Origin of the sequence: Shewanella sp., assembly GCF_051658185.1 — a bacterium.
In the GTDB taxonomy this organism is placed as follows: Bacteria; Pseudomonadota; Gammaproteobacteria; order Enterobacterales; family Shewanellaceae; genus Shewanella.
On the sequence record NZ_JBOFMC010000108.1, the window covers coordinates 1 to 13,997 of the forward strand.

Here is a 13,997-nt window from a genome sequence, read left to right on the forward strand (position 1 = left end):
TTATAGGCGGCGCAATTGATCACCCAATCGGGCTGGTATTGGTTAAAGGCCCTTGCCAGCGCCACTGGATCGCAAATATCCAGCTGCGCCCGACTTAAGGGAATAAGCCTTTGCGCCTTAGCAACGCATTGAGTGCGTAGTAGCGCCTTGGCAAGCTGGCTATCGGCACCGGTAATGAGCACAGTTGGGAACATAGAGCGTTATTTTTCCATTAACGGGATATCTCGGTGCGGGCAAGTGCGCGGCATTAATTACACTTCTTCAAACAGCGAGATTAAGTCGTTAACACTATCGTGGCCCCGCGCCGCTAAAAAAGCCAATAACACCTCAGGACTGCGATTGAGTAAACGCGATTCGGGGTAGCCTGCGGCATCGATAATGGCCTTAGCACGATCAAAATTCCCTAAACTAAAGGCCACATGGGAATCGGAGCCCATCACCAGCAACGTGCCATATTTTTTAGCGGCTGCGGCAATGGCGATGCAATTGGCTTCACTGCCTTTACGGGAGACTTCAAAGGAGGAGTTGTTGATTTCCAAGGCCACGCCGTATTCGGCTGCCACTCTGGCTACCTCATCAATATCAATAGGATACGCGGGGTTTCCCGGATGAGTGATGATATCGACTTTGCCACTTTTAATGGTATTGAGCAGCGCCTCGGTATGGTTGGCCTTATCCGAGGGAGGAAACACCGGCTCATGGAACCCCGCAAGCACAATATCAAGCTGCGATAAATACTCGCCGTAATAATCAATCTCACCGGCGCAATTGTTAATATTGGCCTCAATCCCACGTAAAATCCCCACGCCATCCACCATCCGCGGTAAGACCCGCAGATTAACAAAATGCCAAAAATGGGGAGCATCGGCCATCGCGGGGCCGTGATCTGTGGTAGCAAACAGGCGGATCCCTTTTTGTTTAGCCACCGCGAGATAATCGTGAATGGTACTGTAGGCATGGCTCGATGCCACGGTATGGGTATGGATGTCGACTTGATATTGCATAGTTCACCTCAGTCAAAGCATGCGCCAAGGCGCATGCTCGTTATCATACTGACAATTACAATCACACTTACACTTACAATCACGCTCATTCCCGCAAGCACATTATTTACACACATCTCAACCGATGGCTTAGGCGCCACTAAACAGGGATAGCAACTCATCGGCGCTGCCTTGCCATACGCCCTTGCCTTTCCCCTCAAAAATACTGTCGGCTAAGCTTTGCTTATGCTGCTGCATTTCTTGGATTTTTTCTTCTACTGTGCCTTCGGCTATCAGCTTATAGACAAACACTGGATTGGTTTGGCCAATGCGATGGGCGCGATCGGTGGCTTGTTTTTCCGCGGCGGGATTCCACCAAGGATCGTAATGGATCACCGTATCGGCGGCGGTCAAGTTAAGGCCTGTACCGCCAGCTTTTAAACTGATTAAAAACACGGGGGTATCACCCTCTTGAAATTTGTCAATCTGCGCTTGGCGCAGGCGCGTCTGGCCGGTGAGCTTACTGTAATCGATGTCTAAGGCTTGTAATTCGGCCTCAATCAAACTCAGCATGCTGGTAAATTGGCTAAAAATTAATATCTTACGCCCCTCTTGCACCATTTCAGGTAAATTTTGTGTCAGCCAATTGAGCTTGGCGTTATTTTTAACCTTTTGGGCTTGAGTTAACTTCACCAAGCGGGGATCGCAACAAGCCTGACGCAACTTGAGCAGGGCATCTAAAAACTCAATATGGCTGCTGCCCACCCCTTGACGCGCAAACAGTTCCTTAAGCTTTTTTTCCATGCTTAGGCGAATGCTTTCATAGAGATTACGTTGATCCTTTTCTAACTCTAGACTCTGCAAAATCTCGGTTTTGGCTGGTAACTCGGTGACGACTTGCTCCTTTGTCCTACGCAGCACAAAGGGGGCAATCCGCTCACGGAGCAGTGCCGCCTTTTCGACATCACCATAGCGTTTAATGCTGTTTTTAAAGGTTTTATTGAAATAGCTCTGGGTACCTAACAGGCCTGGCAAACAAAAATCCATCAAGGATTTAAGCTCACCTAAATGATTTTCTAGGGGGGTGCCCGTCAAACATAACCTAAACGCCGCCGGCAAGCCCTTAATGATTTGCGTCACCTTCGCCTGAGCATTTTTAATCTGCTGGGCTTCATCGAGAATAATGTGCGCAAAGTGCGCCGCCTGATAATACTCTTGATCCCGCACCATTAAGGGATAGGTCGTCACCACGATATCGTATTGGCTTAAGCTGCCAAGCAAAGATTGACGCTGCGCCCCGTGGATCACCACCACTTTTAAGTTTGGGGTAAATTTTGCCGCTTCTTTCGCCCAGTTGCCGACTAAGCTGGTCGGACAAATGATAAGGCTTGGTGAGCGCACGCCCTTGGGGGTAAGTTCGTGCTGCTTTTGTAAAAAGGCCAAAGTTTGTACCGTTTTACCGAGGCCCATATCATCGGCCAAAATGCCGCCTAGCTGATATTCCTTTAAAAAACAGAGCCAATTTAATCCTTGCTGCTGATAGTGGCGCAGCGCGGCCTTAAGCTGTGAAGACGGGCTTACTTCATCAACCCCCTTAAATTGCGCCAATTTTTGGGCAAGGTTGCGCACCCTCTCCCCCTGTAACAGGCTGATCTCACTCTGGGTAAACTCATTGAGTAAGTGGGCGCGGTACTTAGGCAAGCTCACACTGTTGCCTTTGTGGCCATCAAATAATTCAAGGATGATGTTGAAAAGCGGCTTAATCGTTTTGGCTTTCACCTTGAGCCAGTCGCCATTAGGGCTTGGAAGCAGCAATTGGGCGTCATCGTTAGGCTCTCCGTGTTGCCTTAGCCAAGCGGCAATTAACGGTAACATCGGAATACTTTGCCCCTCAATATCGGCATTGAGTGACAGAGAAAACCACCCATCTTGGCTATCATCAAGCTCGATGGCTAAGGGAGTATCTTTCACATTCAAACTAAAATCGTCGCGGTAATCCACTTGATAGCCCAGTGCCGCTAATGCAGGCACGCCGCGCTCGATAAAGGCGAACCACGGCTCAATGCACTCAGGAAGAGGGCCTAAGGTCCACAGACTGGTTGAAGGATCTCCATTACGCAGCTGCGAGGGCTCAAGGGCAATAAACCCTAATGCCATTAAACGATTCGTCGCCTCATTTTCTAAGACTAATTGACGCGTCACCTGATAATGGATCTCCCCTTGGGTCACAAGGGATATCGCTTGTGGAACATGGCGGCCGCTAAGCACCACCTCCTGATAAACAAATTCAAGCAAGACTAAAGGTTGGGGCGCGGCAAACTGCGCCAGCGGATAACTGCCGAGGGTTAACCTGACGGTCAAGGGCGCATGGCACTCGATGACATCCAGATTAAGGGGCATGGGCACTATGTTAGCCGGAAAATGCTTAGTCAACTGCAGGCTTACCGCTTCTAATTGTGAGCACGGGACCGGGGGCATCTGCGTTAACAGTACCAATTTGTCGATACTCATCTCAGTATCAAGGGGGCCAATCTTAAAATAATCGAGGGCAATATAAGCGGGTGGCACGGTGGGGATCAGCTCCCAGTTGTCACATTCGCTCAGCTCGAGGCGCAGTTGTTTATGGTCCTCATCGATGTCCTGCCACACAAAACGCGGGCTGATGGCATCCCCTTGGCTAAAGGGAATACGGCTTTCTTCCCAAAAACATCGGCCAGTGGCGAGCATATTATTCAACGCCTGCCCTCCGGAAGTGCCCTTTAAATAGAGGCGTGACACCCCATGGCGCCGAGCGGACAACAGTAAATTAAGGATCAGCACATCTTCGCTGCCAATCCAAGCGGGCATGTAATATTGCACATCCGAAAGGGCAATTTTTGAGCCTTTATTAAATCCCCCTTTTTTCGCTAATTTTCCCCGCCGTAATTCTATAAAAATCCCGTGGTCATCCTTTGATAACACGTACAGCACTTTATCTTCATAAAGCGTATCCACATCATGGAGCTTAGGGTTATCGGCCTCATCGAGTAAATGGAGCCACTGGGTGATACGTTGATCCTCAACGGTTTTATCACTGAGCAAACTGTAAAGGACCGCCGCAATATGTTTGCAATGACCCGTTGCAGGGCAGGAGCAAAATCCCGTCATCAGTAATCGATGGTGAATACTGACCAGCCGAATATCCTGACGATAGGGGGTGCGCTCTGTGCCGCTCACTTCCCCTTCAATATGGCGAAAATCCGCGTTGGCCTTCACACTGAGCACGCGCCCCTTCATAACATAATCACGCGCTCGCATTAACGTAGGTGGCGTGAATAAGGACTCAAGTGCAGTTTGAGTCAATTTAATCGGTTCTTGAGGGGACAAACGATTCATCAGCAAAACCTTGGAACGACAAAAAACACCTAGAATAACAATAGATGGCTATTGCTTACAGACATTTATCGAGGGCTTAACAGAATTGTATTGAACGCAGCGGCGCACACCACCATTTAGCGCAGCGCCGCAATACTGGCTTTCGCGCGAATGTTAGCTAGCAAGGCAGAGCAAAATGCGTGTGCAACGGGGGCGAGCTCAGCTCGCCCCCATTGCTAACTAGGCTACAGCATGGCATTCGGATTTATGATGCAGTTTTACTTTGTGTATCAGCAATATAACCGTTGACTAGGGTCTCCAAAATATCCAAGGGTACCGCGCCATTTTTAAGCACTACATCATGAAAATCCCGTAAATCAAACTGATCTCCAAGCGCCAATTTCGCCTTTTCCCGGAGCTCGAGAATTTTCATCATCCCCACTTTATAGGCCGTCGCTTGGCCAGGCATGACTATGTAGCGCTCAATTTCTGCGATCACATCGCGATCGGACATCCCGGTATTTTTCTTCATATAATCGATGGCTTGCTCACGGCTCCAACGGCGATGATGAATACCGGTATCCACCACTAACCGTACGGCGCGAAACAGCTCCGCCTGTAACCTTCCAACGTTATCAAAGGGATCGCCTTGGAACCCCAGCTCCCAAGCTAAATATTCACTATAAAGCGCCCAACCTTCGATATAAGCAGTAAAAGGAGCCATTTTGCGGATCAGCGGTTGGCCTTCTAACTCCATGGCGACAGCCACTTGAAAATGATGGCCAGGGATCCCCTCGTGATAGGCCAAAGTGCGCATCCCATATTTAGGCGTGGCCTTAATATCATAGAGATTGGCAAAAAATCGGCCCGGACGACTGCCATCGATTGCGGGTTGCTGATAGTAAGCCCCTGGCGCGGTTTGTTCTTTAAATTCCGGGATCCGCACCACTTCCATGCCAGCCTTAGGCCGAATACGAAACGCATTATCTAAGCCTGCATTCACCTCATCGAGAATGGTTTGATAATCTGCAAGAATTTGCGCACGACCTGCATCACTGTCCTCATAATAAAACTCAGGCTTGGCCGCTAACGCTTCAATCGCCACCGAAAAACCTTGGCTAACATCGATACCTTGAGCGCCAAGGATCGCCATAATATCGGCTTGGATACGGCTGACTTCGGCTAAGCCCTTGGCATGAATTTCATCGGCGCTGTAGTGAGTGGTCGTAAAAAATTTCAATAACTGTTCATAGGCAAGCTCCCCTTGGGGTAATGCCCAATAACCGTCGTTGGTGCTCGCCTTCCCTTGCAATTGGGTAAAGTAATCAATCAATAATTGATAGGCGGGATACACATATTGCGTGATATTAGCCTGTGCTTGGCTCAGTAAGCGCTCCTGCTCGGCGGTGCTGATATCTGTTTGTGCTAGCTTAGTTTTAAAGGAGGCATACAAAATATTGTCAGGGATTGGTGTGGCGATAAACTGTGTCATCTCGGTTAACACCCGCTCAATCACAAATTTAGGCGGAATAATCCCATTAGCCTCGCGCAACGCTAAGCCTTCAAGGGTCTGAGTAAACTTGGTTTTTACCGCAATTAACCGTGCTAAATAATGCTCTGCATCAGTAACTGAATGCACTTGATGCTGCGCCTGCATAAAACTTGGGAAACCGTTTTGCACCCCAAACAATTGATTGACTGGATAGTTATGATAGCGATAAGGCTCTGCCGCGAGCGAAAAATCAATTAAATAAAGGGCAATCTGCTTAGAAATCCTTTGATTTTCATCTAAATCGGCATCTTGGTAAGTCAGTAAGGTATCCCTTAATTGGCGAGCCTCAGTAAAAGCGTTATCTAAGGCCGCTGGGCTACCATCATCTAATTTGGCATTATGCCCTTTGATCCCTAGGGATTCTAAAAAGCCAAGGGACGTCAGCGTTTCTGGACTTTCAAACGCCATTTTAGTCACGCTTCTATCTAAAAAAGCCCTAAAGAAGAAAGGCCGCTTTGCATACCATTCATGGGCTGCCAATGCGGTCAATAACAGCAGAAGCAGCAACAGCACAAGCCCAATCCGTTTTAATCCTGTTTTCAAGTGTGTATCCTCACGTTTGATTATGGCTGGGAGCAATAACGCTCAAGCCCCACATTGGCGGCAATACTATTATCACTTTTTGACAACAAATCAATAACGCTGCACATCTCTACCGCTGCAGTTGACATGCCCTTAACCTCACTCTCGCGGTAAGCTTGCCACCACATGATGCATTGCCCTTGGGGAGACAATTTATAAAAAAATAATTCTGTGAGATTCTTTCTGAAGCTGAAATAGCTATCCTGTTGAATCTGTGACATTAAAAATTGTTTTATTTTCAAATATTTTTAAAAACACCACCGTTCTTCGTCCTTCGGTTAAAAATAAAACTATACAAAATGCCGCAGTGTGTTAACCTGCAGTCCGGCCTGTGATTCAGACCTATTTATAAGCAATATTATGTTTTTGAAAACCTTCGCTGCACCTGTATTTGTTGTTGTCATGAAGCTTTCCACTCATAACTTATCATCAATGTAAATAATTCTATTTCTGGCTAAGTTCCCGCATAATTGCGAATTATTTTGTTTGAAAATTTTGGAGACATTCATGTCTAAAACTACTGGTGTAGTTAAATGGTTTAACGAAGAAAAAGGTTTTGGTTTCATTTCTCCTGACAATGGTGGCGCTGACGCATTCGTTCATTTCCGCGCAATCGTTTCAGAAGGCTTCAAAACCCTTGGTGAAGGTCAAAAGGTTTCTTTTGATATCGAACAAGGCCAAAAAGGTCCTCAAGCTGCAAACGTGGTTGTGCTGTAATTAATCCTATCTCGCAAGAGAAAGATTAACCGCATAATACATTGCAGACATAAATGCCGACACTAAGTCGGCATTTTTATTGGAAAAATTTTATTCCTCTGCGTCGCATTTTCACCTCTTGCCGCCCTGTCCCCTTCCATCAGTGACACCGCATCAGCTAAAAGTACATAGATGACCCACCTCGTGTGACGCTCCAATGCTCATCTGACACCGTCAAATTTCTGGCATGTTACATGTGTCCACCAATAAGTTAAAGTGACTAGCTAATACGCTAGCGCAGTCAGACTAAGACTTTGCTCACTTATTAATTGCTTGCAAACGCCTTAAAGCCAATCATCCGCTCGTGTTCTCCCAGGTTAGCCCTTAGCCCTATAATCGCTCCATATCCTTAGCCGCCCCAGATACATATAGCCACTGACCTCAACATCGACACGCCCAAACACTGTCAAAAAAAACGCAAACAATGAATTAAACAAAAACCTCCCGAGGATAAGTATTGCGGCATATAACTTGCTTATGATTGGTTTAAACGACGTACTGCAATTTGTTTTGCTGGAGTAATTATTATGGACTTTGGACTAGCGACGGCGTTATCTCCAGAGGAATACCGTTACCAGAGCGAGGTACAGTGGCCAGAGTCCCCAACGCCACCAAACCTAGTGCACATTATTCAACAGCTACATGCAAGCTTAGATCCGAGGACGGTCTTTGCCTGTTATGGCAAGGTGCTCGGCCAATATTTGCCGATCCAAGGGATCCGGCTGACTAAAGATGACTACACCCTAAACTGGGGGCGACGTTATGGTATTGGGCTTACACGGCAATTGATGCACGGTGCTAAAGCGCTATGCCTGCAATATCAGCTGATTAGCCCCTTAACGCCATCCCAAGTGGCCACGTTACAGGAGCTAGAACCACTGTTATTGCAACCACTGCTCAATGCACTGCAATATCAAGAAATGTCGATGCAGGCCATGTTCGACTCGCTAACCGGCCTTGGCAATCGTCATTACTATAGCAAAAGTATTGTGCATGCAATCGCTACAGCCCATCGCAAGCAGGGAGTGATTTCGCTGGTGGTGTTGGATTTAGATCACTTTAAACAACTCAATGATAAATTTGGCCATAAGTGTGGCGATTACATTTTACGGGAATTTGGCGACATCATTCGCGGCAATATTCGCAGTACTGATCAGGCCTTTCGCATCGGCGGGGATGAATTTGTGATCATAGTGCAAGGGAGCATTGAAGCGGCAGGGTTACTGTGTCAGCGGATAGTCAGCGCCGTCAATCAGCATAATAGCTTTAGCCAGTTTGGTGTGAGTTGCAGTTTAGGGGCCGCCGAGGCCAGCGCTTGCCTGCCGGCCGAGCAGCTTTATGAGCTAGCCGACAATGCCCTGTATCAAGCTAAAGCTGCGGGCCGAAATGGCTTTACGCTCCAACCGCTTCGCCCCAATGTGGCATGATGGGCGAATCCTCAAATAACTGAGGCTACCGCGAGGCCGATATCAACGCGAGGCCCCAAGGCAAGTGCCGCGTCGCTGCACTGCTGTCATCGTTTGCGAAAAGTGGGTCAGTGCCAGTTCCTTGGCCAGAGCTGCATCAGATCTTCATCCTTGTTCAGATTTTAAACAGAGTTTGTTGTATCCCCAAAGAGCCTTCTTGGGCGCAAAACGCCTTTTCAATCCAAAGGCCAATGGCCATGACCAGTTGTTCATTGTAAAACACAAAGCCGACCTGAGCGCGCAACCATGGTGGCACCGCCGATTCTTGCAGTAATTTTTTAAGTTCGCGGCCCATGCTGCGATAGTGAGGATGACAGCGTAATTGCCCCGGCAATTGATAGCGAATACTCACCACCTCATCTAATGTGGGTAACCTTAGCCGCGGCCCCTGTTGGCAAGGGGTGAGCTGCAGTAATTGCCCTTCGGACAAAGGGATCTTCACCGGCTGCCCCTGACTTAGCGGGGCAAGAGCGTGGGGCGTGAGCGTGGTTGGCGCCAGTGACGTCTTAACCGGTGCGACGCTATCCACATATAACTGCTTAGCAAAGCGGCGCAGCTCATAATCGCCGATCCGCATCCGCACCTTGGCATCCTCTTTTGCATGCACCATTTGCTGGATCAATTCCTTCAGCTGCACCAAGGAGGGTAAAGCAAAGCCCTGAGACTCAATAAAGGCGCGCACTAACAAGCATTGCCAGCGCGGACTGAGCGCTGCAAATCCATCAAGCTGCAATACCCTTTGCTGACTATAAGCCGCGGTGGCAAGCCACTGTGGTAAATGCTCAGCGACGACATCGTCAACCACGCTCTGCTGCTCAGCACACAGATAAGCGCTGCGACTCGCGGTGCTGGCAATACTGGGCCAGCGTGCGGTTAATCGGGGGATAATGTCCAAGCGTAAAAAATTACGATCAAACCTATCATCTTGATTACTTTCATCTTCGATATGTACAAGTTGCTGCTGTTTCGCAAAGGCTTCAATATGCTCGCGGCTCACATCTAATAATGGCCGTAGGTGAGTCCCCATGGCTAAGGGCTGAATTTGCCCCATGGCTGCCAGTCCCTTTGGCCCCTGTCCTCGTTTCAGGGCAAGCAAAATGGTCTCGAGTTGATCATCCTCATGGTGAGCGGTGAGTAAGTAATCCTGCGGGCCGAGGTGCTGCGCTAAGGCAAGGTAGCGTAATTCACGCGCCTTTGCTTCCAGACTCTCCCGCGCGCGCGCAACCACTGAGACATATTCAATGGTGACGGGCAAGCCATACACCTGCCCCCGGGCGCAGCAATGCTTAGCCCATGCATCGGCATTCGCGCTCAAACCATGGTGCACATAAACCAATTGATAATTAAGCTCGGGGTGCTGCTTGGCATACTCACTCAGGCCAAAAGCTAGGACCTCAGAGTCGACACCACCACTGTAAGCCAGCACTAACTTGCTGCCCGCATTGAGCTTAAGTGAATCTAAAAAAGCACTGACATGGCGACACAGCAACGGGATTGACATCCATTATCCTTAGATAATTCTTGTTAAATCTTAATGTTAACGCAAAGGCGCGGGCCTTATTAGCCCGCAGGGCATCCTAAAACACAATTCACACTTTAAAACACGCACTCTAAAACACAATGCGCACTTTGTTGGGCCCAAGTATGGACTCGAGGCTAAAAACTAATTCATCCGTCGGATTCACCCGCCAACTGTCGGCTAACCTAAATTGGCCACGAGCCTCAGCTTGGCTGTAGTTAATCAGTACCGGCACGGCGCCATTACGCCAGGGCGTCATGGCTTGTTCGATACTGTCTAACGCCGCGGGCGATAATTGCGCCGCCGCCAAATCGATCTCCAGCGCCTTAGCAAAATGGCTACGCGCTTCACTAATATCGATAATATTGCGCGCCGTCATGCGGTTACCACCGGCAAAATCATCGAAACTCACCTCACCTTCACAGATAAGGATCCGGTCTTTTTCCAGCAAATGATTAAATTTCTCAAACGCTTCGGTAAATAACATCACCTCCAGTCGCGCGCTCTTATCATCTAAGGTCAATAGGCCCATTTTTGAACCGCGCTTGGTGAGCATCACTCTCGTCGCCACCACCAAACCGGCGGCCTTCACGGTTTTGCCCCGTTCGGTGGGGTGCACATCCTTAAGCCGCCCCGAAGTGTAATGCTTAAGCTCTTTAAGATATTGATTAATTGGGTGGCCAGTTAAATACAGCCCTAAGGTTTCGCGCTCGCCTTCAAGCCAAATCTTATCCGGCCATGGAGTGCACTCCACAAACTGTTGTTTGCTATCCTCGGGCTCACTGTTGAGTAAGCCAAACATGTCATGCTGGCCAATGGCCTGAGCCTTGGCGTGCTGCTCGGCGGCGCGCATGGCTTCAGGTAAGGTGGCCATCATCGCCGCGCGGTGCGGGCCAAGGGCATCTAAGGCGCCGGCACAAATGAGTTTTTCAATCACGCGCTTATTGAGTTTTTTGAGATCGATACGGGCACAAAAATCAAACAAATCAACAAAGGGACCGTCCTTACGCGCCTCCAAAATCGACTCAACCGGGCCCTCACCCACGCCCTTAATGGCGCCAATACCATAAACGATACGTAGATCGTCATCGACGGTAAATTTAAACAGGCCTTTATTCACATCCGGTGGAATTAACGTCAGCCCCATCCGCTCGCATTCATCAACCAGCGTGACAATTTTGTCAGTATTATCCATATCCGCCGACATTACCGCCGCCATAAATTGGGACGGATAATGGGTTTTTAGCCATAACGTTTGATAGGACACCAAGGCATAAGCCGCGGAGTGAGATTTGTTAAAACCGTAACCGGCGAACTTTTCCACGAGATCGAAGATCTTCATCGACAATTCACCGTCGACCCCGTTTTTAATCGCCCCTTCCTTAAAGATGCTGCGCTGTTTGGCCATCTCTTCGGGCTTTTTCTTCCCCATCGCTCGGCGCAGCATGTCAGCGCCGCCGAGGGTATAACCCGATAACACCTGAGCAATCTGCATCACCTGCTCTTGATACAAAATAATGCCATAGGTTGGCGAGAGCAGCTCTTTTAAGGATTCATGCTGATATTGGGAATCGGGGTAAGACACTTCCTCACGGCCGTGTTTACGCTCGATAAAGTTATCCACCATGCCCGATTGCAACGGCCCGGGGCGGAACAGCGCCACGAGTGCGATCATATCTTCGAAACAGTCGGGCTGCAGGCGCTTAATCAAATCCTTCATACCGCGGGATTCGAGCTGGAATACTGCTGTTGTTTCATAGCGTTGCAGCAAACGGAAAGAGGCAGGATCATCTAAAGGGATGGCCTCAATACGCACTGGTGGCCGGCCATGCTTAACCTCCACCTTGTTGATCATTTCCAGTGCCCAATCGACAATGGTGAGCGTTCTTAAGCCTAAAAAGTCAAACTTAACTAAACCTGCGGTTTCGACATCGTTTTTATCAAATTGGGTAACGGGGTTTTTACCTTCAGCATCACAATACAGCGGTGCAAAATCGGTAATTTTGGTGGGCGCGATCACCACCCCACCCGCGTGCTTACCGGCGTTACGGGTTACACCTTCGAGCTTACGACACATGTCGATAAGATCTTTAACATCCTCATCGGCATCGTAGGATTCCTGCAGCGCAGGCTCGACCTCAAAGGCTTTGGCGAGTGTCATCCCGGGTTCTGGCGGGATAAGCTTTGAGATGCGATCGACAAAACCGTAAGGGTGCCCTAAAACGCGCCCCACATCGCGGATCACGGCTTTGGCCGCCATGGTACCAAAGGTGATGATCTGCGATACCGCCTCGCGACCGTATAATTCGGCCACGTGATCAATCACCTCATCGCGCCTATCCATACAAAAGTCGACGTCAAAGTCGGGCATCGACACCCGTTCAGGGTTTAAGAAACGCTCAAACAGCAGGTCAAATTCGAGGGGATCTAAATCGGTAATTTTTAAGGCATAGGCCACAAGCGAGCCCGCTCCCGAACCCCGCCCAGGGCCCACAGGAATGCCGTTATCCTTACCCCACTGGATAAACTCCATCACGATCAAGAAGTAACCCGGGAAGCCCATCTGATTGATCACTTTGAGTTCAATATCGAGGCGCTCATCGTATTCAGCGCGTTTCTTAGCGCGCACTTCGGGATCGGGAAACAAAAATTCAAGACGTTCCTCTAAGCCCTTTTTCGAACAATCGATTAAAAAGTCCTCGATGGACATCTCACCCGTGGGGAAATTGGGTAAAAAATATTCGTATAAGCGAATGGTGACATTGCAGCGTTTAGCGATTTCGACACTATTCGATAACGCTGCAGGAATATCGGCAAATAGCTCGCACATTTCCTGCTCGCTGCGTAAGTATTGCTGCTCACTGTATTTTTTAGGGCGACGGGGATCGGCCAAGGTAAAACCATCGTGGATAGCCACCCGAATTTCGTGGGCTTCAAAATCCTCCGCCTGCAAAAAGACCACCTGATTGGTCGCCACCACCGGCAAACCTTTCTCCTCGGCCAGCGCCACCGCCATGTGCAGGTAACGCTCCTCATCGGCGCGCCCAGTGCGGATAAGCTCAAGAAAGTAACGGTCATGAAAATGGGTTTGATAAAACTCACAGAGGGAATTGACCTGAGTATTATTGCCCTTAAGCAAGGCTTTACCCATGTCGCCTTCTTTAGCCCCCGAGAGCAATAAGATCCCCTCGTTATACTGGATGAGCCACTCCTGATCGATCACCACCCGACCCGCCACCTGCCCACGCAAATAAGCTTGGCTGATGATTTGCGTGAGATTTTGATAACCCACATTATTCATCGCAAGGATGGTTAAGGCGCATAATTCGCCATCAAATCCAGGTACTTGCATCCAAAAATCCGCACCGATTATGGGCTTTATCCCCAGACCATGACAACCACTGTAAAATTTGACCAGTCCACAGAAGTTATTTTGATCAGTAAGCGCGACCGCAGCCATTCCGAGGGCCTCGACTTGGGCCAAAATGGGTTTGACTTTGGCGACGCCATCGGACATAGAAAAGTCACTGTGAACACGCAGATGCACAAAACGAGGATCGGGCATAATTAATTTTATCTTTGAATAGCAGGTTAACAATCACTAAAAGCAGCCTAGCAAAGTCGCGCACTGACGGCCAGAGACTTTGCATCCTAAGGGCGTGTCGGCAAAAAAGATGCCTTAGCCCTCAAGTATTGCCTTGACGGGTTTGAAACTTTTTCGATATTGCTCAAAAACACCATGCTCAGCTATCGCCGCTAAATGGGCCTGAGTAGGATAGCCCTTA

General features: G+C 48.9%; 9 protein-coding genes and 1 pseudogene. 2 read left to right on the plus strand and 8 right to left on the minus strand.

Annotated features, from left to right (window positions below; all coding sequences use genetic code 11):
- The 5 genes from ACRCZA_RS04495 to ACRCZA_RS04515 all read right to left on the minus strand — a co-directional run.
- On the minus strand, positions 1 to 194 hold a 194-nt coding region (locus ACRCZA_RS04495; RefSeq protein WP_438673276.1), incomplete at its 3' end, for a sugar nucleotide-binding protein.
- 57 nt (positions 195 to 251) lie between these two features.
- The gene (locus tag ACRCZA_RS04500) at positions 252 to 1,004 is read right to left on the minus strand and encodes a phosphatase (RefSeq protein WP_438673277.1); all 753 of its coding nucleotides are present in this window, start codon (positions 1,002 to 1,004) and stop codon (positions 252 to 254) included.
- Between the two features lie 129 nt (positions 1,005 to 1,133).
- The gene (locus ACRCZA_RS04505) at positions 1,134 to 4,358 is read right to left on the minus strand and encodes a DEAD/DEAH box helicase (RefSeq protein ID WP_438673278.1); all 3,225 of its coding nucleotides are present in this window, start codon (positions 4,356 to 4,358) and stop codon (positions 1,134 to 1,136) included.
- A gap of 244 nt (positions 4,359 to 4,602) precedes the next feature.
- Positions 4,603 to 6,432, minus strand: coding sequence for a DUF885 domain-containing protein (locus tag ACRCZA_RS04510; protein ID WP_438673279.1), 1,830 nt, complete (start codon positions 6,430 to 6,432; stop codon positions 4,603 to 4,605).
- A gap of 20 nt (positions 6,433 to 6,452) precedes the next feature.
- On the minus strand, positions 6,453 to 6,692 hold the full coding sequence (locus tag ACRCZA_RS04515; protein ID WP_438673280.1) for a hypothetical protein: 240 nt from the start codon (positions 6,690 to 6,692) through the stop codon (positions 6,453 to 6,455).
- Between the two features lie 286 nt (positions 6,693 to 6,978).
- Between ACRCZA_RS04515 and cspE the strand changes: the two genes are divergently transcribed.
- Entirely contained in the window at positions 6,979 to 7,188 is a 210-nt protein-coding gene (gene cspE, locus ACRCZA_RS04520) for a transcription antiterminator/RNA stability regulator CspE (RefSeq protein ID WP_011790010.1), read from the plus strand.
- Positions 7,189 to 7,754: 566 nt separating this feature from the next.
- The gene (gene dgcS, locus ACRCZA_RS04525) at positions 7,755 to 8,654 is read left to right on the plus strand and encodes a diguanylate cyclase DgcS (protein WP_438673281.1); all 900 of its coding nucleotides are present in this window, start codon (positions 7,755 to 7,757) and stop codon (positions 8,652 to 8,654) included.
- Positions 8,655 to 8,808: 154 nt separating this feature from the next.
- Here dgcS and tilS read toward each other — a convergent pair whose 3' ends face one another.
- The 3 genes and pseudogenes from tilS to rnhB all read right to left on the minus strand — a co-directional run.
- A complete protein-coding gene (gene tilS, locus ACRCZA_RS04530; protein ID WP_438673282.1) occupies positions 8,809 to 10,194 on the minus strand; it encodes a tRNA lysidine(34) synthetase TilS in 1,386 nt (461 codons plus the stop codon).
- A gap of 109 nt (positions 10,195 to 10,303) precedes the next feature.
- Positions 10,304 to 13,777 (minus strand): DNA polymerase III subunit alpha, encoded by a 3,474-nt coding sequence (dnaE, locus tag ACRCZA_RS04535; protein ID WP_438673283.1) that lies wholly within the window; start codon positions 13,775 to 13,777, stop codon positions 10,304 to 10,306.
- Between the two features lie 114 nt (positions 13,778 to 13,891).
- A pseudogene (rnhB, locus tag ACRCZA_RS04540) lies at positions 13,892 to 13,997 on the minus strand (ribonuclease HII); the annotation flags it as partial.

What these genes read in the sequence shown, in the direction of transcription:
- ACRCZA_RS04505 (WP_438673278.1), bottom strand. Translation starts at nt 4,358, where the DNA reads ATGAATCGTTTGTCCCCTCAAGAACCGATTAAATTGACTCAAACTGCA.
- cspE (WP_011790010.1), top strand. Translation starts at nt 6,979, where the DNA reads ATGTCTAAAACTACTGGTGTAGTTAAATGGTTTAACGAAGAAAAAGGT.
- ACRCZA_RS04515 (WP_438673280.1), bottom strand. Translation starts at nt 6,692, where the DNA reads ATGTCACAGATTCAACAGGATAGCTATTTCAGCTTCAGAAAGAATCTC.
- dgcS (WP_438673281.1), top strand. Translation starts at nt 7,755, where the DNA reads ATGGACTTTGGACTAGCGACGGCGTTATCTCCAGAGGAATACCGTTAC.
- dnaE (WP_438673283.1), bottom strand. Translation starts at nt 13,777, where the DNA reads ATGCCCGATCCTCGTTTTGTGCATCTGCGTGTTCACAGTGACTTTTCT.
- ACRCZA_RS04500 (WP_438673277.1), bottom strand. Translation starts at nt 1,004, where the DNA reads ATGCAATATCAAGTCGACATCCATACCCATACCGTGGCATCGAGCCAT.
- tilS (WP_438673282.1), bottom strand. Translation starts at nt 10,194, where the DNA reads ATGTCAATCCCGTTGCTGTGTCGCCATGTCAGTGCTTTTTTAGATTCA.